Annotated in this window: 21 protein-coding genes and 1 riboswitch; of the genes, 7 read left to right on the forward strand and 14 right to left on the reverse strand. The window is 74.8% G+C overall.

Going from position 1 to position 21,190, the window contains the following annotated elements:
- Positions 1-26: 26 nt before the first annotated feature.
- Positions 27-2,822, forward strand: a complete 2,796-nt coding sequence (locus tag O7607_RS19855; RefSeq protein ID WP_269704691.1) for a LuxR C-terminal-related transcriptional regulator — start codon at positions 27-29, stop codon at positions 2,820-2,822.
- Between the two features lie 3 nt (positions 2,823-2,825).
- Here the strand turns inward: O7607_RS19855 and O7607_RS19860 are convergent, their stop codons facing one another.
- The 4 genes from O7607_RS19860 to O7607_RS19875 all read right to left on the reverse strand — a co-directional run bounded on the left by O7607_RS19860 (position 2,826) and on the right by O7607_RS19875 (position 5,173).
- Positions 2,826-3,380, reverse strand: a complete 555-nt coding sequence (locus tag O7607_RS19860; protein WP_269704692.1) for a DsbA family protein — start codon at positions 3,378-3,380, stop codon at positions 2,826-2,828.
- Positions 3,377-3,874 carry a redoxin domain-containing protein gene (locus O7607_RS19865; RefSeq protein ID WP_269704693.1) on the reverse strand — a complete coding sequence of 166 codons (498 nt, stop codon included), beginning with the start codon at positions 3,872-3,874 and terminating at the stop codon, positions 3,377-3,379. Before O7607_RS19865 ends, O7607_RS19860 begins: the two co-directional genes overlap by 4 nt.
- Before the next feature lie 59 nt (positions 3,875-3,933).
- Complete coding sequence (locus O7607_RS19870; protein ID WP_269704694.1) at positions 3,934-4,608, reverse strand: BON domain-containing protein; 675 nt, start codon at positions 4,606-4,608, stop codon at positions 3,934-3,936.
- A 160-nt stretch (positions 4,609-4,768) separates the two neighbouring features.
- Positions 4,769-5,173: a hypothetical protein gene (locus O7607_RS19875; protein ID WP_269704695.1), complete on the reverse strand. Its 405-nt coding sequence runs from the start codon at positions 5,171-5,173 to the stop codon at positions 4,769-4,771.
- A 422-nt stretch (positions 5,174-5,595) separates the two neighbouring features.
- Here O7607_RS19875 and O7607_RS19880 point away from each other — a divergent pair, with 422 nt between their 5' ends.
- A complete protein-coding gene (locus tag O7607_RS19880) occupies positions 5,596-5,955 on the forward strand; it encodes an STAS domain-containing protein (RefSeq protein ID WP_013287849.1) in 360 nt (119 codons plus the stop codon).
- A gap of 101 nt (positions 5,956-6,056) precedes the next feature.
- The gene (locus tag O7607_RS19885; protein ID WP_269704696.1) at positions 6,057-6,509 is read left to right on the forward strand and encodes an SRPBCC family protein; all 453 of its coding nucleotides are present in this window, start codon (positions 6,057-6,059) and stop codon (positions 6,507-6,509) included.
- Between the two features lie 24 nt (positions 6,510-6,533).
- On the opposite strand, the gene O7607_RS19890 is transcribed toward O7607_RS19885, so the two are convergent.
- From O7607_RS19890 to O7607_RS19905, 4 genes are all read right to left on the reverse strand, one after another.
- Positions 6,534-7,613 carry a coiled-coil domain-containing protein gene (locus tag O7607_RS19890; RefSeq protein WP_269704697.1) on the reverse strand — a complete coding sequence of 360 codons (1,080 nt, stop codon included), beginning with the start codon at positions 7,611-7,613 and terminating at the stop codon, positions 6,534-6,536.
- Between the two features lie 4 nt (positions 7,614-7,617).
- A riboswitch (cyclic di-AMP (ydaO/yuaA leader) is annotated at positions 7,618-7,748 on the reverse strand.
- Positions 7,749-7,891: 143 nt separating this feature from the next.
- Entirely contained in the window at positions 7,892-8,806 is a 915-nt protein-coding gene (locus O7607_RS19895) for a cation diffusion facilitator family transporter (protein WP_269704698.1), read from the reverse strand.
- Between the two features lie 94 nt (positions 8,807-8,900).
- The gene (locus O7607_RS19900; protein WP_269704699.1) at positions 8,901-11,018 is read right to left on the reverse strand and encodes a HelD family protein; all 2,118 of its coding nucleotides are present in this window, start codon (positions 11,016-11,018) and stop codon (positions 8,901-8,903) included.
- A gap of 124 nt (positions 11,019-11,142) precedes the next feature.
- Positions 11,143-12,057, reverse strand: a complete 915-nt coding sequence (locus tag O7607_RS19905; protein ID WP_269704700.1) for an alpha/beta fold hydrolase — start codon at positions 12,055-12,057, stop codon at positions 11,143-11,145.
- A 148-nt stretch (positions 12,058-12,205) separates the two neighbouring features.
- Between O7607_RS19905 and O7607_RS19910 the strand changes: the two genes are divergently transcribed.
- The gene (locus tag O7607_RS19910) at positions 12,206-12,829 is read left to right on the forward strand and encodes a carbonic anhydrase (RefSeq protein WP_269704701.1); all 624 of its coding nucleotides are present in this window, start codon (positions 12,206-12,208) and stop codon (positions 12,827-12,829) included.
- 37 nt (positions 12,830-12,866) lie between these two features.
- Here the strand turns inward: O7607_RS19910 and O7607_RS19915 are convergent, their stop codons facing one another.
- A complete protein-coding gene (locus tag O7607_RS19915; RefSeq protein ID WP_013287842.1) occupies positions 12,867-13,196 on the reverse strand; it encodes a hypothetical protein in 330 nt (109 codons plus the stop codon).
- Between the two features lie 329 nt (positions 13,197-13,525).
- On the opposite strand from O7607_RS19915, the gene O7607_RS19920 reads away from it, so the two are divergent.
- Genes O7607_RS19920 through O7607_RS19930 form a run of 3 tightly spaced genes read left to right on the forward strand, consistent with a single transcriptional unit; the run spans position 13,526 to position 16,050 of the window.
- The gene (locus O7607_RS19920) at positions 13,526-14,017 is read left to right on the forward strand and encodes a DUF3145 domain-containing protein (protein WP_030503630.1); all 492 of its coding nucleotides are present in this window, start codon (positions 13,526-13,528) and stop codon (positions 14,015-14,017) included.
- 33 nt (positions 14,018-14,050) lie between these two features.
- Positions 14,051-15,775, forward strand: coding sequence for a glycoside hydrolase family 3 protein (locus O7607_RS19925; RefSeq protein ID WP_269704702.1), 1,725 nt, complete (start codon positions 14,051-14,053; stop codon positions 15,773-15,775).
- Positions 15,776-15,828: 53 nt separating this feature from the next.
- Entirely contained in the window at positions 15,829-16,050 is a 222-nt protein-coding gene (locus O7607_RS19930) for a hypothetical protein (RefSeq protein WP_269704703.1), read from the forward strand.
- A gap of 88 nt (positions 16,051-16,138) precedes the next feature.
- Here the strand turns inward: O7607_RS19930 and fabF are convergent, their stop codons facing one another.
- From fabF to O7607_RS19955, 5 genes are all read right to left on the reverse strand, one after another.
- Positions 16,139-17,365, reverse strand: a complete 1,227-nt coding sequence (gene fabF / locus O7607_RS19935; RefSeq protein ID WP_269704704.1) for a beta-ketoacyl-ACP synthase II — start codon at positions 17,363-17,365, stop codon at positions 16,139-16,141.
- 2 nt (positions 17,366-17,367) lie between these two features.
- On the reverse strand, positions 17,368-17,607 hold the full coding sequence (locus O7607_RS19940; protein ID WP_007072348.1) for an acyl carrier protein: 240 nt from the start codon (positions 17,605-17,607) through the stop codon (positions 17,368-17,370).
- An 83-nt stretch (positions 17,608-17,690) separates the two neighbouring features.
- Positions 17,691-18,635 (reverse strand): beta-ketoacyl-ACP synthase III, encoded by a 945-nt coding sequence (locus tag O7607_RS19945; RefSeq protein WP_120568620.1) that lies wholly within the window; start codon positions 18,633-18,635, stop codon positions 17,691-17,693.
- Complete coding sequence (locus O7607_RS19950) at positions 18,636-19,805, reverse strand: acyltransferase domain-containing protein (RefSeq protein WP_269704705.1); 1,170 nt, start codon at positions 19,803-19,805, stop codon at positions 18,636-18,638.
- Positions 19,806-19,902: 97 nt separating this feature from the next.
- On the reverse strand, positions 19,903-21,177 hold the full coding sequence (locus O7607_RS19955; RefSeq protein ID WP_269704706.1) for a PucR family transcriptional regulator: 1,275 nt from the start codon (positions 21,175-21,177) through the stop codon (positions 19,903-19,905).
- Positions 21,178-21,190 lie beyond the last annotated feature (13 nt).

Consider the following 21,190-nt stretch of genomic DNA (forward strand, 5'->3'; position numbering starts at 1 on the left):
GCCCGCACCGACGGGGGGAGGGACGCATGCCGGAGGAGGCAGACCAGGTCGTCACCGCACGCAGCGGCACCAGCGACATCACCGGTACGCCCGATCTGCTCACCACCGGCCTCGATTCACCCGATGTCGCCGGTGGTGCGCCGTCCGGTGGCCCGCCGCTGCTGGCGTCCCGGTTGACGCCGCCCGCGCCACCCGAGCCGGTCCTGTTGCGTCCCCGGCTGCTGGACCGGCTGGAACAGGGCGCGTCCGGGCCGGTGACGCTCGTCTGCGCGCCGGCCGGCTGGGGCAAGACGACGCTGCTGTCGACCTGGGCGCAGGGGGAGCGGGACGGGCCCGCAGCGTCCTGGGTGACGGTGGCCGAGGGCGAGACCGTCCGGCGGCTCTGGGGCTATCTCGCGGCGGCCCTGCGTACCGCTGCCGCCGGCGACCCGGACGACGGGCCGCCGCCGGTGCCGGACGGGCCGCCCCGGCCCGAGCAGCTCGAGACGCTCGCCGCCGCGCTCGCCGCCCGGGAACGGCACGTCCTGCTGGTCCTGGACGATTTGCACCGGGTCACCGACCCGGCCGCTCTGACCGGGCTGGAGTTCCTGCTCCGGCACACCGACGGCCGGCTACGGCTGGTGGCCGGCGCGCGCAGCGAACCACCGCTGGCGCTGCACCGCTGGCGGCTGGCCGGCGAGCTGACCGTGATCGGCGCCGACGACCTGGCGTTCACCGCCGACGAGGTGGCCGACCTGCTCGTCGCACACGGCGTGTCGGTACCCGTCCCGGCCGTGGCCCGGCTGGCCGAGCGCACCACCGGCTGGCCGGCCGGGCTGCGTTTCGCCGCGCTGGCGCTCGGCGACGGCGCCGACCCGGCGCGCGCGGTGGAACGGTTCGCCGGTGACCAGCCGGACGTCGCCGCGTACCTGCGGGACGAGGTGCTCGCCCCGCTGGAACCGGCGACCCGCGACGTCCTGCGCCGGGTGGCGGTGGCCGTCGCGGTCCATGCCGATCTGGCCGCCGCGCTGACCGGGCGGCCCGACGCCGGGCACCTGCTCGCCGAGGCGGCCCGGGAGGGCGGTTTCCTCCACCGGGACGGCGGCAGCCCGCAGTGGTACCGGCCGCACCCGCTGCTGGCCGACGTGCTCCGGGACGAGCTGGACCGGCTGCCCGCCGACGAGGTGCGCGAGCTGCACCGGCGGGCGGCCGGGTGGTACGCCGCCCACGACCGTCCCGCCGACGCGCTGCGGCACGCGCTCCTCGCCGGTGAGTGGGCCGACGCCACCGAACTGCTCGTGACCCGCTGGCCCGAGCTGGCGCCGGACGAACCGGCCGCCGTACCGGCCCCACCCGAGCCGCCCGCCGAAGCGGTCCGCCGGGATCCGGAGCTGGCGCTGGCCGCGGCCGCCGAGCGGGCGTACGCCGGGGATCGGGCCGCCGCCGACGTGCAGCTGCGGCGGGCGCTGGCCGACGCCGGCGACCTGCCCGCGCCGCGCCGCGACCGGTTCGGCCGGCTGGCCGCCGCTGTGGAGCTGAGCCTGGCCCGGCTCGACGGCGACCACGAGGAGGTACGCCGGGCCGCCGACCGCCTGCTGGCCACCATCGCGGCGGGCGAGCCCCCGAGCGGCCCGGACGCCGGCAGTGCCGTCGCCGGTGATGGCGGCGATCCGCGTGCCGGGACGGCCGAGCGGGACGACGTGCGCGCGGTGGCCGGTGCCGCGCACGGGCTGGCCGCGCTGGCCGAGGGGGAGCTGTCCACCGCCGGGGACCGGTTCGGCGCCGCGCGGGAGGCGGCGCGGCGGGCCGGGCGGCCGCGTACCGAACTGCTCTGCGTCAGCCGCTCGGCGCTGCTGGAGGCGGCCCGGGGCGCGTTGCGGGCCGCCGAGGAGCTGGCCCGGGAGGCGCTGGCGATGCCGCCGTGCCAGGGCTGGTCGTCCCGGTCCGACTGCGGCTACGCGTACCTGGCGCTGGCGCTCGTGGACTGGCAGCGGGACCGGCCGGCGGAGGCCACGGCCCACCTGGCGCTCGCCGGGCCAGCCGGCGCGGAACCGGGTGGCGCGGCGATCACCGCGCTCTGCCGGGCCGGGCTGCTGGCCGACGGCGGCGACCCGGGCGGCGCGCTGCGCACGCTCGCCGAGGCGCGGACCGTCGCGCCCGGGCCGGATTTGGGCGAGTGGCTCACCGCCGAGGAGGCGCACCTACGCGCCGTCGTCGGTGACGTCGACGGCGCGCGGGCGCTGCTCGACGCGGCCGGCGACGGGCCGGCACCGGCGCTGGCCGCCGCGCGACTGCGGCTGCGCGCCGGTGACGCCCACGCGGCCGGGCGGACGCTGCCCGACTGGACCGCGCCCGGCGCGGCGGACTGGCCGCTGCCGGTGCGGTTGGGCGCCGGGCTGCTCGACGCGGCACTCGCCGATGCCTCCGGTGACGCCCGGCGGGCCGGCCGGCTGCTGGAGGAGGTGCTGGCACTCGCCGAGCCGGACGGCTTCCGGCGCGTCTTCACCCGGGCCGACCCGGGGGTACGGGACCTGCTCGCCGCGCGCCTGGACTCCGGCACCGCGTACTGGGCCACGGTGAGCGAGCTGGTCCGGGGCGTGGACGCGCAACCGGTGGCCACGGCCGGCGACGGTCCGGCCCGGGTGCTCGACGAGCAGCTCACCGAGCGGGAGCTGACCATCCTGCGCTACCTGCAGAGCATCCTGTCCAACGTGGAGATCGCGGCCGAGCTGTCGCTGTCGGTCAACACGGTGAAGACGCACGTGCGCAACATCTACCGCAAGCTCGACGCGACCCGCCGGCGGGACGCCGTCCGGCGGGCGCGCGAGCTGCGATTGATCTGACCGTCAGCCCTCGTCGGCGGCGGCGTCGACCACGGCGAGCAGTTCGGCCAGGTCGTAGCCGCCGTCGTGGCGGACGTCGTTGACGAACAACGTCGGGGTGCCGTTGACGCCGCTGCGGATGCCGCCGACGAAGTCCTGCCGGACTCGGTCGGCGTACTCCTGCCGGCCGACCTCACCGGCGATCTCCTCCGGCGACAGGCCGATCTGCTCGACGCCCAGCGACAGGTGCACCGGGTCGAGCTGGTCCTGGTGCTGGTAGAGCCAGTCGTACATCTCCCAGAACCGGCCCCGCGCCGCGGCGGCCTCGGCGGTCTCCGCGGCGCTCTCCGCGTACGGGTGGACGTTGGTGATCGGGAAGTGCCGGTACGCCAGCCGCACCACCTCGGCCCGCTGGCGCAGCACCTCGGCCAGGTTCGGGTACGCGGCGCCGCAGAACCGGCACTGGAAGTCGCCGTACTCGACGATCGTGACCGGCGCGTCCACCGGCCCGCGGACGTGGTCGCGTTCGGTCACCGGGATCCGCAGCCGCGCGGTGGTGACCTGAAGTGGCGTGGTCATCGGGCACTCACCCGCCGATCCGCGTCCAGCTGTTCGAGCGCGTCGAGGATGCCGTCCACACCCGGGTTCACCTCGGGCGGGGACAGGTGACTCCAGGCCACCCGGCCGTCCGGGTCGACGACCACCAGTGCCCGGTCCGACTGCCCGCGCGGCGCGTACGCCCCGTACCGGCGCGACACCTCGCCCTTGGGCTCGAAGTCGGCGAGCAGCGGGAAGCGGATGCCCCGGCTCTCCGCGAACGCCCGGTGCGAGTCGACGCTGTCCACCGAGATGCCCAGCAGCACCGCGTCGTACCGCTCCAGCTCGGGCAGGGCGGCCTGGTACAGGGTCATCTGCTCGCCGCAGACCGGTGACCAGTCCGCCGGGTAGAACGCCAGCACCACGGGACGGCCCCGGAACTGCCCGGGGCCCGTCTCGCGCCCGTCCGGCGCCGCCGGCAGCGTGAACCGGGGCGCGTCCTGGCCCGGTGTGATCAGCCCGTTCGGATCACTCATGCCTCCCACCATGGCCCCGGCCCGGGTGAGGCGGGCTCACCCGGGCGGGGTGGTTCCGTTCAGCGCACGACGAGGTGGTTGTGCACCTCCCGGATGCCGGGGGCGTTCCACACCACCCGCTCGATCTCCTCGCGTTCGACGGCCGAGTGGACCTGCCCGTCCAGCAGCACCGTGTCGCCGTGCACCCGCACGTCGACCTCCTCGGCCTCGGTGGCGCGGTTGCGGGCCAGCGCGTCCACGATCCGCTCGGCCAGGTCACGGCCGTCCGGGTGCACCGCGGGGCGCACGGCGATGCCGTTGCTCACCCCGCACACGCCGGTGAGGCGCGCGACCGACCGTTCGGCGGCCCGCCGCTGGTACTCCCACTCGACCTCGCCGTGCAGCGTGACCCAGCCGTCGGCCACCGTCACCTGCAACGCCTCGATCGGCACGAAAGCGTCCCACTCCAGCGCCCGTACGGCCGCGACGGCGATCTCCGGATCCTCCCGCCCGGCCGCGGTGTCGATCCGGACGGCGAGGTCGTTGGCGACGGCGCGGACCCGGAAGACGCGGTGCGCGGCCCGCTCGGCGGCCCACTTCTTGGCGTAGCTGTCCACCCGGCCGGTGAGCGTCACCACGCCCTCGGTGACGGTCACCCCGATCTCGTCCGGGCCGACCCGCGGCTCCCAGGTCAGCTCGTCGAGCACGGCGGACTGGATGTCCCGGTCGGTACGGGTGATCGTGTCGGTGGCCATCCGGCTCTCCCTCCCGTCGATCGCGGCGCGGGCGCCTGGTCCCGCACCCGCGATCCTGCGCGCGTCCCGGGTGAGCGGCCCTCACCCGGCCGGGGTGAGGCAGCACGACGGCCGCCCCCGGGAGTCCCGGGAGCGGCCGTCGTCGGGTCGTACGGGTGGGTCAGCCGTCCAGGCCGGCCGGAGAGTTCGGCCGGTCCACGTCCACGAACTCGATCTCGTCCGCGGCACGGTCCCGGCTGCCGGCGGCGCGTGCCGCGGTGCCGGCGGCCCAGCCGATCGCCGCGCCCGCCAGCGCCGCCGCGATCAGCAGCGTCCACGGCAGCGCGGGCCGGCGGCCGGCGAGCGCGTCGAAGGCGAGGGAGGCCCGGCGGCGTGCCTCCTCGGCGGCGGAGCCGACCAGGTCGGTGGCGTCGTCGGCCAGGCCGGAGGAACTGCGGCGGGCGGTCCGGGTGGCGTCGCGCACGCTGTCACCGGCGGAACCGACGGCGGAGAGCAGGTTCTGCCACGCCTGGTCGGCGACCCGCTCGGCCTTGCCCCGGCGGTCCAGCAGGTTGGATCCGAACATCGTTCTACCTCCTCGGGTGCCGAAGGCCGGCGGCCACTTCGGACTCCGGTGTCCATCCGGCGGGGTTCACTGTCTCGGGCAGTGCCCCACGGGCGGGCGCGGCAAACCAGGCGGGCGTCACGGGCGGCCCGGAACAGCGAACGGGACGAACCACTCGAACGCGCCGGGACCGGTGCCGACGGGACGTGCGTGCGCCCGCTACCCTGGTCGGCGGATCGGCGGGCCCGCCCGGTCGCACGGTTGGCCGCGACCCGCCAAACAGGGGAAACTGGAACCCGGAGGTCCGGATTGGGTACGCCCAGGTGTGCCCAGTTCGCGAATTGCTCATCCCGGGGGGTGGCGACCGGGCCGTTGGAGGAATACTCTCGGTCGCGGCCCGCGTACTGATGAGGCGCCCGTCATGGGCGAGTGGAGGTGCTCGCGTGAGCCTGTCGATCGTGAAGTCGGTGCGGCCGGGTGGTGTCGTCCAGATCGCGCCCCGTGGGGAGATCGACGTCGACACCGCGTACGAGGTGCGGGAAGCGATCGCCGAGGTGCTCGCGAAGGGCCGTCCCTCGCGAATCGAGCTGAACATGCGGCTCGTCACGTTCATCGACTCGGTCGGCATCAGCGCCATGGTCGCGGGCTTCCAGACCTGCGAGGTCAGCGGCGTCAAGCTCGTGGTCACCGAGCCGAGCCGGTTCGTGCACCGGCAGCTCTGGGTGACCGGCCTGCTCGGCCTGTTCGGCGCGCCCGAGCCGTGGTTCGCCGACGACACCCCCGAGGTGCTGCCCGGCGCCTGAGCGCCGTTCACACCCCCTGCTGCCAGGGGACCTTCTACCCGTTGCCAGTCCGGCGTCGGTACGGGACGATCGTCGCGACGCACGACGGCGAGGGGGCCCGCTTGCAGAGCAGCGACAGCTTCAGCTACACCGTGCAGGCCCGGTGCACCCGGGCCGAAGCGGTGGCGCTACTGGGTGACCTGAGTCGCCAGGGCGAGCTGCATCCGCTGATCGTCCGGGTCCGGAAGCTGCCGGCCCGGCCGGGCGCGCTGGCCAGCTACGCGATCACCGACCGGCTGCAACTCGGCCCGATGCACTTCCCGGTCACGTACCAGGCGGACGTGCTGATCGCCGGCGAGGACGAGGTCGTCACCGTGGCGCGTCAGCAACCCGCGACGACGGTCCGCAACCACACCCGCCTGCGCGACGAGCCGGACGGCACGGTACGCATCGACGTGGAGATCACGCTCACCGCACCGGCACCGCTGTTCGGGTACGCGTTCCGCCAGGCCCGGGCGGCTCACCTGGGCCTGGCGGCGCGTCTCGGGGCGACCCTGGAGGGGCGGCCGGCCTGATCCGGCCGCCCCTTCCGGGCGCGCTCAGTACACCGACAGGTGCACGTGGTTGGTGTGGTCGCTGGACGGGTCGCCGTTGCCGCCGCTGTACGACTTCCACCCGCTGCTGGGCAGCCAGATCTGCTTGAACCAGATCACGTAGAGCACGGCGAGCGGGTCGGCGTTGCGCACGAAGTACGCGGCGAGGTTGTTGCCGTACGTCCGGTCACCGCCGCTGGCCACGCCGCCGAAGCCGTTCTTCTGCGCGGCGAAGTCGCAGGCCCGCCCCTTCGGGTGCTCACCCGAGCCGCTGGGCCGGTGGCACGAGACGTACCGGGTGAAGCCCGCCGCCTTTGCCTGTTGCAGCGCGTGCAGTGTGCGCGGGGTGATGCAACCGTTCGCCGGGGTCGGGTCGTTGACGCTGCACGACTCCGACGGCCAGGAGCCGTCCGAGTTGCGCGGCGCCGGCTTCGCGTTCTTGTTGGAGGTGCCCTGGACGCTGCCGCCGCCGCTGGTGCTGCTGCGCGAGGCGCGGTCGTTGGCGACCTCCAGGGCGCGCTCGGCCTGCTCCTTGCGCTTGCCCATCACCGCGACCTGCTTGCGCTGCTCGCGGATCTCCCCGTCGAGCTGGGCACGGGTGCGGGTGGCCTCGTCCCGGGTGGTGATCAGGTCGCGCAGCGTACGGTCCTCGTGCGCGGCGACCTGCTCCAGCGCTGCGGCCCGGTCCATGAAGCCCTCCGGGCTGCTGCTGCCGAGCAGCGCCCCGGCGGTGCCCAGGCGGCCGTTGCGGTACGCCACCGCGGCGATCTCGCCGACCTTGGCGTCGCGGACGGCCAGCTCGGCGCCGACGGTCTTGAGCTGGTCGTTCAGTTGCTTCTGGCGGGTCACCGACCGGTTCAGCGCGGCTTTCGCCTCCAGCCAGCCCTTGCTGGCCGCGTCGAGCTGGGCGCGCAGTTCCGGCGTGCCGCCCTCGTCGTCGCCGCCGGGTGCGGCGGCGAGCAGGCCGGTCGCCGGCGCCGCGGAGGCGGGGGAGACCGGAACGGTCGCGACGCCGAGGGCCAGCGTCGCGACGAGCAGGGCCGCCAACCGGGCGGCCGTCCGTCGTACAGGTGCCACTGGGGGCATTCACACGTCCTTCCGTCAACGCCGACCGGGTTAGCTGACGGGTTCGGGACGGAAGATCCCTACCGCTGACGCGGATGCACCCCACGTACGTGGTTCCCCGGCTCGCCCCTGCGGACGATTAGGCGACGGCCGCCCCACCGGGGCCGGTGGCGCCCGCGGGTGCGGCCGCGACCGAGACTACCGGCGCTGCCCGGGCACGGCTCCGTCGAGCAATGCCACTAGGCGGGGCAAAACCGGCATAAGACTACAGCAGTCACAGTGATTTAAGTCTGTCCTAATCACCACTCGGTCTTTCCGCACACTCCGGCTGACGCTCCGGGCTCGACCTGCAACGTGGCGTGATCGATGGAGAAGTCCTCGTGCAGGGCGGCCCGGGCGGCGGCCAGCACCCCGGCCGGGTCCACGCCCGGGTCGGTGGTCAGGTGCGCCGAGGCCACCTCCATGCCCGAGGTGAGCGTCCAGACGTGCAGGTCGTGCACCTCGGCCACACCCGGCACGGCGGCCAGCCGGTCGTGCACGGCGGTGACCTGGAGGTGTTCCGGCGCGGCCTGCACCAGGATGCGGACCGCGGCCCGGCCGAGCCGCCAGGTGCGCGGCAGGATGAACACGCCGATGCCGACGGCGACGAGCGGGTCGGCCCACCACCAGTCGGTGACCGTGATGATCAACGCGGCGGCGATCACGCCGAGCGAGCCGAGCAGGTCGCCGAGCACCTCCAGGTACGCCCCGCGCAGGTTGATGCTCTCCTTCGACCCGGCGCGCAGCAGTGCGAACGCGACGATGTTGGCGAGCAGGCCGAGCACCGCCACCACGAGCATCGGGCCGGCCAGCACCTCCGGCGGCTCGCCGAACCGGCGTACCGCCTCGATGAGGACGTAGACCGCGACGGCGCCGAGCAGTACGGCGTTGGCGAGGGCGGCGAGCACCTCCAGCCGGTAGAGCCCGAACGTGCGCTGCGGGTCGGTGCCGGCGCGGCGGGTGGCGGAGATCGCGGCGAGCGCCATGCCGATGCCGAGGACGTCGGTGAACATGTGCCCGGCGTCGGAGAGCAGCGCGAGCGATCCGGTCGTGAAGGCGGCCACCGCCTCGACCACCATGAGGGCGGCGAGCAGCGCGAAGGCGGCCCAGAGGCGGCCCCGGTGGCGGTGTGCCGCGTTGGCCACCGCGCCGCTGTGGTCATGACCTGCGCCCACGCCAACACCTTCCCTGCCCCGTACCGGCCAGGCTCAATGTATGTTCACATCGCTATGTATGCAAGTGAACTGTGGGTGGCGCCGACGCGGCCACTCACCCCACCGGATCGAGCGTGGTGAGGCGCTGGGTGGCGCGGGACAGCGCGACGTAGAGCGTGCGTACGCCCGAGCCCGGGTCGGCCCGGATCTCGCTCGGCGCCACCAGCACCACGCCGTCGTACTCCATGCCCTTGGCCTGGAGGCTGGTCACCACCTGGAGGCGGCCCGTGCCGAGCGCGCCCAGCCAGCCGGCCACCTCGTCCCGGCGGGGCACCGGCGTGATCACACCGACGGTGCCCTCCACCTGCGCGAGCAGCGCCTCGGCCGCCTCGACCGTGGCCGCCGGCAGGTCGGCGGCGGGCACCGTACGCTCCACCGGCGGCACGCCCGTGGACCGCACCGCGTCGGGCAGCGGCAGATCCGGGTAAAGGCGGCGGATCTCCGCCGCCGCCACCGCGAAGATCTCCGCCGAGTTGCGGTAGTTGGTGGTCAACTCGTAGCGGTGCCGCTTGCGCCGCCCCAGCGCCTGGTCGCGGGCACGGTCCAGCTCCTGCGGATCGCCCGTCCAGGCCGTCTGCGCCGGGTCACCGACCACCGTCCAGGACGCCAGCCGGCCGCGCCGGCCGATCATCCGCCACTGCATCGGCGAGACGTCCTGCGACTCGTCGACCACCACGTGCGCGTAGTCGCGGTAGTCGGCCGGACGCTCCCGCGCCGCCGCGCGGGCGGCACGCTGCCGGTCGGCGTACGTGCTCAGCTCGCGCACGCCACCGGCGAGCTGGTACGGATCGCGCTTGGGCCGGGCCCGCTGCACCGGCTTGCCGAGCAGCGCGTCCAGCTCGTCCAGCAGCGCGATGTCGGCCACCGTCAGCCCCTCGGTGCCGAGGCTCCGGTACGCGTCGGCGAGCAGCCGGATCTCCGCCGAGGAGAGGACGCCCCCGGCGTAGCGGCGCAGCCGGTCCGGGCGTGCCAGCCAGTCCAGCACGTGCCGTGGGTGCAGCCGGGGCCACCACGCCTTGAGGAACTCCCGGAACTCCGGCCGCTCGATGATCTCGTCCTCGAACGCGGGCTGCTCCGGCAGCCGGCCCACCCGCAGCGTGCGGGCCTGGGCGTAGAGCGCGGCCAGGACGGCGTCGAACGCCGCCCGGCGTACCTCGTTGCGGCGCGCCCCACGGGCGAGCGTCCGGTCCCGGATCGCGTCCAGCGCGGGGCGTTCCAGGCGCAGCAGCTCACCCCGGTACAGCAGGCGCAACTCGGCCGGGGAGTCCGGCACCGCGTCGCGGACCGCGCGTTCCAGCACCCGGCGCATCCGCAGCGATCCCTTCACCGCCGCCACGTCCGGCGGGTCGGTGCGGGACGCGGACAGGCCGGGGAACAGCGAGCCGAGCGAGCGCAGCGTGGCGGTCTCCTCGCCGAGCGAGGGCAGCACCGAGGCGATGTACTCGACGAACACGCCGGACGGGCCGACCACCAGGATGCCGCCGCCGGCGTACCGGGCCCGGTCGGAGTAGAGCAGGTACGCGGCCCGGTGCAGCGCCACCGCCGTCTTGCCGGTGCCCGGGCCGCCGGAGACGATCGTGACGCCGTTGCCGGGGGAGCGGATCGCCTCGTCCTGCTCGCGCTGGATGGTGGCGACGATGTCCCGCATGCCACGGCCGGTGGCCCGGGACAGCGTGGCCAGCAGCGCCCCGTCACCGACCACCGCCATGTCCGGCGGCGCGGCCTCCGGGTCCAGCAGGTCGTCCTCGATCCGGGTGACCTTCTCCGAGGCGGACTGGATCGTGCGCCGGCGCACCACGCCGCGCGGCTCGGCGGGCGTCGCCTGGTAGAACGCGGCGGCGGCGGGCGCCCGCCAGTCCACCACCAGCGTCTCCGCGTCCACGCCCCGCACACCGAGGCGGCCGACGTGCAGCACCTGACCGGTCCGCAGGTCCAGCCGGCCGAACACCAGGCCCTCGTGCTCGGCGTCCAGCACGTGCCGGCGCTGGGCGGCGTGGAAGACCATCGCGTCCCGCTCGACCAGCGCGCCGAAGTTCCCGACCCGGGCCAGCCGGTAGCCCTCCCGCTCGGCGTCGGCCGCGGACCGGCGCAGTTCGGCCAGCCGGGCGTACACCCGGTCGAGGTGACGCTGCTCGGCGGCGATCTCCCGGTCCAGCGTGGTCTGGTCGGTCAACGCGGATGCTCCTGTGTTCGGAGGGCACGGCGGGCTGAATGAGGGTACGGGCCGCCGGCAACCGGCACATCGGGGCATGCCGCGCACGTGGCGTACGTCTGCCCCGCTCGCGGGCGGGAGACGCTCAGAGGCGGGTCGCCGGGCGGTCGGCCAGCACCCGGTCCAGCACGCCGGCGAGGGCCGCGTTCACCTCGTCGGGGCGCTCCATCATCAGCATGTGCCCGGCACCCGGGCAGACGGTCAGCTCCGTGGTGGGCAGCGCCGCCGCGATGGACTCGGCGCACGGCGGCGGGGTGAGCCGGTCCCGGTCCCCGACCAGCGCGGCGGCCGGCAGCACGCCGAGCGCGGCCAGCGTCTCCAGCCGGTGCTGGGCGCCGATCGAGGCGCGGAAACCACCGATCGAGCGCAGCGTGGCCCGGGCCACCGCCGAGGTGACCAGCCGGATGTCCGCCGGGTCGCAGCGGTCGCCGAACAGCATCCAGCGGATGCTCGGGCGCAGGGCGCGCAGCAGCGCGTGCGGGGGCCGCCAGCCGCCGCAGCGGGCCAGCACCCCGGCGCCGGTGGTCTCGGCCAGGCGGATCAGCCGGGTGATCCGAGGGGAGAGGCCGTACGCGGTGTGGGTGTGCCCCTCGGCGGTGGTGGAGACGAAGACCAGCCCGGCGGTCCGGGCGGCGAACCGGTCGGGGTGGCGGTGGGCGTACTCCATCACGGTCATGCCGCCCATCGAGTGCCCGACCAGGACGACCGGCCCGGACGGGACGATCTCGTCGACCACCGCCGCCAGGTCGTCACCGAGCTGGGCGAGGGTGGCGTCGCGCAGCGCCAGGCAGCTCGACCGGCCGTGGCCGCGCGCGTCGTAGGTGACCACCCGGACCCGGCCGCCGAAGCGTTCCCGCAGCTCGGCGACCTGGCGGTGCCAGCTGCGCCCGTCCAGCGTCCAGCCGTGCAGCAGGACCGCGGTGACCTCGGCGTCGACCGGCCCGGTGACGGTGACGTGCAGGCGTACGTCGTCGGGGAGCCGCAGTTCCAGGTCCGGCATCGTCCACCTCCCGGGCCCACCGGTGTGTGTCCACCGGATGACCCGGCGGTGACACCGGCGTTACCCGCCATGAGACCACGGCAACCGGCCCGGAGAGAAGATTCCCGTCCGGGCCCGCGGCGTCGGATCGGTGACCAGGCTGGGAGGCATGCCGTCCACCAGTCCGCGCGCCGCGCTGGCCGAGCTGCTCGCCGGGAACCGCCGCTTCGTCAGCGGCCAGCCGGTGCACGGGCACGACGTCACCGCCGCCGCGGCGGTGGCCTCCGGCGACCAGCAGCCGTACGCGGTCGTGCTGGGCTGTATCGACTCCCGCGTGCCGTTGGAGGCGATCTTCGACCAGACGTTCGGTTCGATCTGCGTCATCCGTACCGGCGGGCACGTGCTGGACCGGGCCGTGCGGGGCTCGATCGAGTACGTGGTGGAGCAGCTCGGCGTACGCCTGGTGATGGTGCTGGGCCACGAACGCTGCGGCGCGGTCGGCTCCACCGTCGAGGCGCTGCGCACCGGGCGGCGGCCCGGCGGGGACCTGGCGTACGTGGTGGACCGGATCGCCCCGGCGGTCACCGACGTCGGGGTGGACGACCCGGACGCGCACCCGCTGGCGATCCGCCGCCACGTCCGGCGCACGGTGGCCGCGTTGCGCGCCGACGACCGGCTGGCCGGGGCGGTGGAGGCCGGCGAACTGGCGGTGGAGGGCGCGCTCTACGACCTGGCCACGGGCGAGGTCACGCTGCTGCCGCGGGAGCAGACGCGAAACCGCCCGCCGGGGTGATCCCGGCGGGCGGTCGCGGTGGTGCGGGTGAGGGCGCTCAGCCCTCGAAGACGCCGGCCTCGACCAGGCGCTTCTCGGTGGCGTCCCAGCCGTGGTCCGGGTAGGACGCGGCCAGGCCGTTGATCTCGGCGCGGATCTTGGCGGCGTGGCCGGCGGCGGCCAGCACCCGGATCTCCTCGACGAAGGCGTCGGAGTCGGTGCGCAGGTGCGCGGTCTTGCCGTTGGTCAGGTTGCGCACGTAGGCGTGCTTGCCGCCGTTGAGCGGGATCAGGTACTTGAACTCGCCCAGCACGCTGAGGGCGCCACCCTGGCCAGCCTGGCCGGCCCGGACGGACGCGCGCGCGGTCTTAGAGGTGTTGCTCGCCACGGAGGTACTCCTTGCAGACGTACGGTGGGGACGGAAGGCCGTCCGGGGGCTGTGCGGATGACGCCCGGGTGGGCGCCGGCCCGCGAAGATGTACGGCGGCACAGAGAACCGCCCAGAGAACTGTACACGACCACGACACCTGGCTGGTCGTCGCGGCGTCAGAGGGCATAACCGGGTCCACCACCCGGGTATTTCCCGCCCCCGGGGCCCGGCGAATTTTCCGATTCGCTGGCGCACCACCAGTCACACGGGTCATCATGTGTGCCAGGTACCACTCGGTACGACGAGGTCGTAGGGGAAGACGCACCTCGGCTCACCGGGAGGTCACCGTGCCAACGCGTGGCGTCGTATACGTCCACTCGACCCCGCTCGCCGTGTGCTCGCACGTCGAGTGGGCGATCGCGCGCGTCCTCGCCGCGCCGGTCAACCTGCACTGGACGGCGCAGCCCGCCGATCCGGGCGCCCGTCGCGCCGAGTGCGGCTGGACCGGCAGCCCGGGGACCGGCGCGGAGCTGGCCGCTGCCCTCCGGCAGTGGCCCATGATCCGTTTCGAGGTCACCGAGGAACCCAGTCCCGGCGTCGACGGCGAGCGCTTCATGTACGTACCGGGTCGGGGCCTGTTCCGCGCCGCGGTCGGCGCGGCCGGCGACATCCAGCTCGGCGAGGACCGGCTCCGCAGCCTGATGGCCGCCGCGCGCGGCCCGGAGGCGCTCGCGCACGCCCTGGACAAGGCGCTCGGCACCGCCTGGGACGCCGAACTGGAGCCCTACCGGTACGCCGGCGACGGTGCGCCGGTGACGCTGCTCACCCGGGTCGGGTGACGGGGGCCGAGTTGCCCCGATACGGTGGGCCGCGTGTCGATTTCCCCGCGCCGCTCCGCCGTCGCGCTCGCCGCACTGACCGCGCTGCTCGTCTCCGGGTGCTCGGACGGGCCGGACCGGCCCCGCCCCGTCCCGACGAGCCCGGCGCCGTCGTCGGCCGCGCCCGCGCCGAGTGACCAACCGGCCGCCGACCCGGCCGCCCGCGCGGCGGCGCTCGTCGGCACGTTGAGCGACGAGGACCTGGTCGGGCAGGTGCTGATGCCCTACGCGTACGGCAGCTCGGCGACCAAGGTGTCGGCCGGCTCGGCGGCCGGGAACCGGGCGCTCGCCGGGGTCGACACCCCCGCCGAGATGGTCGCGAAGTACCGGCTCGGCGGCCTGATCCTGGTCGGCTTCAGCGCCGACGACCCGACCTCCGGCAACCAGGCCACCACGAACGTCGACAACCCGAAGCAGGTCCGCGCGCTCACCGACGGGCTGCGCGCCGCCGCCGGCAAGCTGCCCGCCGGCGCCGCGCCGTTCCTGATCGGCACCGACCAGGAGTACGGCGTGGTCACCCGGATCACCGACGGGGTGACGCTGCTGCCCAGCCCGCTCGCCGCCGGCGCCGCCGGGAACCCGGCACTCACCGAGGCCGCCTGGCGGGCCGCCGGGGCCGAACTGGCCGCGATGGGCATCAACCTCGACTTCGCGCCGGTCGCCGACGTGCTCGCCACCCGCAGCACGGTGATCGGCTCCCGGTCCTTCGGCGCCGACCCGGCGACCGCGTCCCCGCAGGTGGCCGGCGCGGTACGCGGCCTGCAGGCCGAGGGCGTCGGCGCCGCCGTCAAGCACTTCCCCGGGCACGGCCTGAGCGCCGAGGACTCGCACACCGAGCTGCCCGTGATCAAGCAGTCCCGCGCCGACCTGGACCGGATCGCGTTCCCGCCGTTCCGCGCCGGCATCGGCGCCGGGGCGATGGCGGTGATGTCGGCCCACCTGGACGTCAAGGCCGTCGACCCGGGCACCGCCGCCACCTTCTCCCGCAAGCTGCTCACCGACGTGCTCCGTGGCCAGCTCGGCTTCCAGGGCGTGGTGATCACCGACGGGATGAACATGGCCCCGGCGAAGAAGTGGTCGCCGGGCGAGGCCGCCGTACGCGCGCTCAACGCCGGCAACGACCTCATCCTGATGACGCCGAACGTCACCCAGGCGTACGACGGGCTGCGCGCCGCGCTCAAGGACGGCTCACTGCCCCGCGCCCGCCTGGTCGAGGCGGTCACCCGCGTGCTGACCATGAAGTTCCGGCTGGCCGGGCGGGACACCCCGGCGCTGTCCACGCTCGACGGCGCCGCGCACCGCAAGGCCGCCGACGACCTGGCGACCGCCGCCGTGACGGTGCTGCGCGGCAAGTGCGGCGGCGCGGTGACCGGCCCGGTGAGCGTGACCTCCTCCGGCGGCCGGGAGCGCACCCGCAAACTGCTGACCGAGGCGCTCACCGCGGCCGGGGTCAAGGTCGTGCCCTCCGGCGGCACCGTGGTGCACCTGGTCGGGTACGGCGACGGCGCGAAGGACCTGCGCGCCGACGCCGCCGTGACGGTGGCGATGGACACGCCGTACGTGCTGTCCGGGGCGAAGTCCCCGACGCTGATGGCGACCTACTCGTCCACCCGCGCCTCGATGACCGGGCTCGCGGCGGTGCTCGCCGGCAAGGCCCGCCCGGCCGGTCGCTCCCCGGTGCCGGTCTCCGGCCTGCCGGCCACCACCTGCCGGACCTGACCGCCGCCGTAACTCGGGTGCGGCCCGGGCGGCCGGCTGGCAGGGTGGCGCCCATGGGAGAGGCGGCACAGGGATTCCGGTACGTCGAGCGCGGCGACGGCACGGTGGTGATCACGCATCACGGCCGGGTCGCCGGCACGCTGCGCGGCGGCCGGGCGGCGCAGTTCCTGGCCGAGGTCGGCGACGACCCGCAGCTGGCCATGGCCCGGTGGACCGGCAACTACCGGCGGGGCAACGAGCGGACCGCCCGGCTACACCCCCGCAACCGCGGCTGAGGTGTAAGGAAGGGCCCCTTTTTAACGCCTGCGGTAAAGGAAGGGCCCCTTCTTAACAGCGGCTGTTAAGAAGGGGCCCTTCCTTACATCAGGGGCGGGTGAAGACCAGCGCCACGTTGTGCCCGCCGAAGCCGAACGCGTTGTTCAGCGCCGCCGGGATCTCCATGTGACGCGCCTTGTGCGCGGCGACGTCCAGGGTGAGGCCCTCGTCCGGGTCGTCCAGGTTGATCGTCGGCGGGATCACGCCGTCCCGGATGGCCAGGATGGTGGCGATCGACTCCAGCGCGCCGGCCGCGCCGAGCAGGTGCCCGGTCATCGACTTGGTGGCGGTGAGCACCGGGTGGTCGCCGACCGCCTGTCGCAGCGCGCCGATCTCCAGCATGTCCCCGACCGGGGTGGAGGTGGCGTGCGCGTTGACGTGGACGATGTCGGTACGGGCCACGTCCGCGTCGGCGACCGCCCGGGCGATGGCGCGGATGGCGCCCTCACCCTCGGCGTGCGGCTGCACGATGTCGTACGCGTCCGAGGTGATCCCCGCGCCGGCCAGGCGCGCGTACACCCGGGCGCCCCGGGCGGCGGCGTGGTCGGCGCGCTCCAGGATCACCACGCCCGCGCCCTCACCGAGCACGAAGCCGTCGCGACCGGAGTCCCACGGCCGGGAGGCCCGCTCCGGCTCGTCGTTGCGGGTCGACATGGCCCGCATCGAGCTGAAGCCGGCGATCGGCAGCGGGTGGATGACCGCCTCGGTGCCACCGGCCACCACCACGTCGGCCCGGCCGGCGCGGATGATGTCCAGCCCCAGCGCGATCGCCTCCGCGCCGGTCGCGCAGGCGCTGGCGACGGTGTGCACGCCGGCCTTGGCGCCCAGCTCCAGCCCGACCCAGGCGGCCGGGCCGTTCGGCATGAGCATCGGGATGGTGTGCGGGGAGACGCGCCGGGGTCCGGACGCCTCCAGGATGTCGTCCTGGGCGAGCAGGGTGGTGGCGCCGCCGATGCCCGAGCCGACGCTCACCGCCAGCCGCTCCGGGTCCGGTCCGGCGTCGGTCAGACCGGCGTCGGCCCAGGCCTGCCTGGCGGCGATGATGGCGATCGCCTCCGAGCGGTCCAGCCGCCGCAGCTTCACCCGGTCCAGCACCTCGGCCGGGTCCACCGCCAGCTGGGCGGCGATCCGGACGGGCAGTTCCGCGGCCCACTCCTGGGTGAGCGCACTCACCCCGGAGCGGCCGGCGAGCATGGCGTCCCAGGTCGACGCGACGTCCCCGCCGAGCGGGGTCGTCGCGCCGAGCCCGGTGACGACGACGTCGGGGCGACTCATGATCAGGACTGCGCCTCGATGTAGCTGACGGCGTCCCCGACGGTCTTGAGGTTCTGCACCTCGTTGTCCGGGATCTTGACGCCGAACTTCTCCTCGGCCGCCACCACGACCTCGACCATGGAGAGCGAGTCGACATCGAGGTCGTCGGTGAAGGACTTCCCCTCGGCCACGTCGTCCGGGTTCACCCCGGCAACCTCTTCGAGGATCTCGGCGAGGCCGGCGGTGATCTCGTCACGGGTCATTGCGGTTGGTTCCTCTCATCGGGGGTTACCGGTGACCGGCGTCGCCGGTCACGCACCTCGGCGCGTTCGCGCCCGAGGGGGTTTCAGGGGCAGCGCACGACCTGGCCGGCGTAGGTCAGGCCGCCGCCGAAGCCGAACAGCAGCACCGGGGCGCCCGAGGGCACCTCGCGCCGCTCGACAAGCTTCGACAGGGCCAGCGGGATGCTCGCCGCCGACGTGTTGCCGGACTCGACGATGTCCTTGGCGATGATCGCGTCCGGGATGTTCAGCCGCTTGGCGATGCCGTCGATGATCCGGGCGTTGGCCTGGTGCGGCACGAACGCGGCCAGCTCCGACGGATCCACCCCGGCGCGCTCGCAGGCCTGCAGCGCGAGCGGGGCGATCGCGGTGGTGGCCCAGCGGAACACCGACTGCCCCTCCTGGGTGATGTACGGCTGCCAGCCCTCGATCCGGACCGCGTCGCTCTTCTCCGGCGCGGAACCCCAGACCACCGGCCCGATTCCGGCCGGCTCGTCGTCGGCGGTCGCGGTGACCACCGCCGCCCCGGCGCCGTCGGCGAAGATGATGCAGGTCGAGCGGTCGGTCCAGTCGGTGAAGTCGGAGAGCTTCTCCGCGCCGACGACGATCGCGTTGCGCGCCGCGCCGGCCCGGATCGCGTGGTCCACCGTGCCCAGCGCGTACGCGAAACCGGAGCAGGCGGTGTTGAGGTCGAAGGCCCCGGGCGCGTTGATGCCCAGCTTGGCCGCGACCCGGCAGGCCACGTTGGGGCTGCGGTCCACCGACGAGCAGGTGGCCACCACGACCAGATCGATGTCGGCGGCGGTGAGGCCGGAGTTGGCGAGCGCCTTGCCGGCGGCGGCGGTGGCCATGTCGGCCACCGTCTCGTCGCCGGCGATCCGCCGGGTGACGATGCCGACCCGGTCCCGGATCCACTCGTCGTTGGTGTCGACCATCTGGGCGATCTCGTCGTTCGTGACGACGCGGGAGGGCTGGTAGTGCCCCATCGCGACGATCCGGCTGCCGGCCATTTAGTGCGTTCCTCCGATGCGGACGAGGGGCTGGCCCGGTGCGACCGGGTCGTCGTGGTGTGCGAGCCACTCGACGAGCGACCCGTTGTCGTGCGCCGTCACCTCGACCGGCCCCCGGCCGGTGGCGACGTGGCCGAGGACCTGTCCGGCGCGTACCTCGGTGCCCTCGGCCGGTGCGGCCGACCGGTCGAGGCGCCCGGCGGCGAGCGAGACGACCACCCGGTACGACGGTGCGGTGGGGCGGGCGGCGGGGCCGGCGTGCCGCGCGATCAGGCGGCGCGCGGCGGGCAGGTCGGCCGGGGTGTTCAGGGTGACGATCTCGGGTGCGCCCTCGCCCTTGAGTTCCCGCTTGACCAGCCCGGCCAGGGTGCCGGCCGGCGGCAGCTCGATCACGCCGGTGACGCCCAGGTCGGCCAGCGTGCGCATGCACAGGTCCCAGCGGACCGGGGCGGTCACCTGCCGGACCAGCCGCCGGACCGTCTCCGGGCCGTGCCCGACCGGCGCGCCGTCGAGGTTGGACAGCAGGATCCGGGCCGGGGCGGCGGCGGGGACGCCGGCGGCCACCGCGGCCAGGGCGGTCTCGGCCGGAGCCATGTACGGCGTGTGGAACGCGCCCGCCACCTGGAGCCGGATGACCCGGGTCCGGGCCGGCGGCTCGGCGGCCAGCTTGTCCAGCCCGTCGATCGCCCCGGCGGCCACGATCTGACCGGCGCCGTTGCGGTTGGCCGGGTGCAGCCCGTGGGCGGTCAGCGCGGCGATCACCTCGTCCGGGTCACCGCCGAGCACGGCGGCCATCCCGGTCGGCTCGAGCGCGCAGGCGGCGGCCATCTCCCGCCCGCGTACGCCGGCGAGTGTCACGGCGGACTCGGCCGGCAGCACGCCGGCCAGCGCGGCGGCGCCCAGCTCGCCGACGCTGTGCCCGGCGACCAGCCCGACCTCGTGCATCGGCAGGTGATCGGCGGCGAGCAGCGCGGCGGCGACCAGCAGCGGCTGGGTGCGGGCGGTGTCCTTGATCTCGTCCGCGTCCGCCCGGGTGCCCAGGTGGATCAGGTCCACCCCGGCGAGGGCAGACCACCAGCGCAGACGCGCCTCGGTGCCGGGGAGGTCGAGCCATGGCGCGAGGAAGCCGGGCTTCTGCGAACCCTGTCCGGGGGAGAGTACGGCGAGCACGTGTACGACTCTGACGGATCCGGGCGTGCCGCGCTGTAACGTACGGCACCAAACCGCACTAGAACCTTTAGAGGAAACCTACAAAGATCGCTGGCGATCATCGCCGGTCGGAGACCGCCGGCACCACCGGGTCGAGCCGTCCCACTGTCAGCGCGACCTGCAACGCGAACGCGTCGCGCGGAGCGAGGGGCGAGAAACCGGTCACCTCGGCGATCCGCTTCAGCCGGTAGCGCACGGTGTTCGGGTGCACGAACAGCGCCCGGGCCGCGCTCTCCAGCGTGCCGCCGGCGGCGAAGAACGCGTCGAGCGTCTCCAGCAGCTCGCCGCCGGAGCGGGCCAGCGCCGCGTACACGTCGTGGCGCAGCCGGCGGCGGGCCTCGGTGTCACCGGCCAGCGCGCGTTCCGGGAGCAGCTCGTCGGCGGCGACGGGGCACGGCGCGGTCGGCCAGGCCGGCGCGGCCCGGAACCCGGCGAGCGCCGCGCGCGCCGACTCGGTGGCCTCGTCCAGGCTGGGCACCGCCGGGCCGACCACCACCGGACCCTCACCGAAGGCGGTACGGAGCTTCTCCGTGGCCGCCACCGGATCGGCCGCACCGCCCAGCACGATGACCAGCCGGTCGCCGTGCACGCCGCCGATCACCTCGACGCCGATCCGCCGGGCCTGCCGGTAGACGGTGTGCAGCACGGCCGCGACCTCGCCGCCGGGGGAGCGGCCCACCGCCACCGCGACCGGCGGCGCGTCCGTCCAGCCCAGCGCGGCGGCCCGGCTGGCCAGCACGTCCGGGGAGTCGCCGCGTAGCAGCGCGTCGACAAGCAGCGCCTGCAACCGGGCGTCCCAGGAGCCGCGGCTCTCGGCGGCCCGGGCGTACACCCGCGCGGCGGCGAACGCGATCTCCCGGGAGAAGCGCAGCACCGCCTCCCGCAGCGACTGCTCCTCGCCCGGCACGGCCAGGTCCGACACCTGCTCCTCGACCACGTCGATGGTCACCTTGATCAGCGCCACGGTCTGCTGGAGGCTGATCGAGCGGGCCAGCGCCTGCGGCGCGGCGGCGAAGACCTCGTCGGAGACCTCCTGGGTACGGTCGGTGGCGCCCCCGCCCTGGCGCAGCCACTGCACCAGGGAGCGCACGCCGGCCTGGGCGACGAGCATGACCCAGGAACGCTGGTCGGCGGGCAGCTCACGGAACCACGGCAGCGTCTCGTCCATCCGGGCCACGCTGGCGGTCGCCAGGCCGCCCGCGGCCCGTTCGATGCGCCGCAGCGTCGCCGACGTCTCCGTTCCGCCCGGTTCGCTCACCGCACCAGCGTGACACGGCGTGACCAGCGGATCCACCTCGAGGCGACGGGCCCGCGGCGGCGTGACGATCTCCACCGGTACGCGCTGA

This window comes from Micromonospora sp. WMMA1949 (genome assembly GCF_027460145.1).
Lineage (GTDB): Bacteria > Actinomycetota > Actinomycetes > Mycobacteriales > Micromonosporaceae > Micromonospora.

Excerpts from the sequence above, each read along its gene's own strand:
- O7607_RS19860 (WP_269704692.1), bottom strand. The coding sequence starts at position 3,380 with ATGACCACGCCACTTCAGGTCACCACCGCGCGGCTGCGGATCCCGGTG.
- O7607_RS19905 (WP_269704700.1), bottom strand. The coding sequence starts at position 12,057 with ATGCCGGACCTGGAACTGCGGCTCCCCGACGACGTACGCCTGCACGTC.
- O7607_RS19940 (WP_007072348.1), bottom strand. The coding sequence starts at position 17,607 with ATGACCCGTGACGAGATCACCGCCGGCCTCGCCGAGATCCTCGAAGAG.
- O7607_RS19910 (WP_269704701.1), top strand. The coding sequence starts at position 12,206 with ATGCCGTCCACCAGTCCGCGCGCCGCGCTGGCCGAGCTGCTCGCCGGG.
- fabF (WP_269704704.1), bottom strand. The coding sequence starts at position 17,365 with ATGAGTCGCCCCGACGTCGTCGTCACCGGGCTCGGCGCGACGACCCCG.
- O7607_RS19865 (WP_269704693.1), bottom strand. The coding sequence starts at position 3,874 with ATGAGTGATCCGAACGGGCTGATCACACCGGGCCAGGACGCGCCCCGG.
- O7607_RS19930 (WP_269704703.1), top strand. The coding sequence starts at position 15,829 with ATGGGAGAGGCGGCACAGGGATTCCGGTACGTCGAGCGCGGCGACGGC.
- O7607_RS19875 (WP_269704695.1), bottom strand. The coding sequence starts at position 5,173 with ATGTTCGGATCCAACCTGCTGGACCGCCGGGGCAAGGCCGAGCGGGTC.
- O7607_RS19890 (WP_269704697.1), bottom strand. The coding sequence starts at position 7,613 with ATGCCCCCAGTGGCACCTGTACGACGGACGGCCGCCCGGTTGGCGGCC.
- O7607_RS19945 (WP_120568620.1), bottom strand. The coding sequence starts at position 18,635 with ATGGCCGGCAGCCGGATCGTCGCGATGGGGCACTACCAGCCCTCCCGC.
- O7607_RS19855 (WP_269704691.1), top strand. The coding sequence starts at position 27 with ATGCCGGAGGAGGCAGACCAGGTCGTCACCGCACGCAGCGGCACCAGC.
- O7607_RS19870 (WP_269704694.1), bottom strand. The coding sequence starts at position 4,608 with ATGGCCACCGACACGATCACCCGTACCGACCGGGACATCCAGTCCGCC.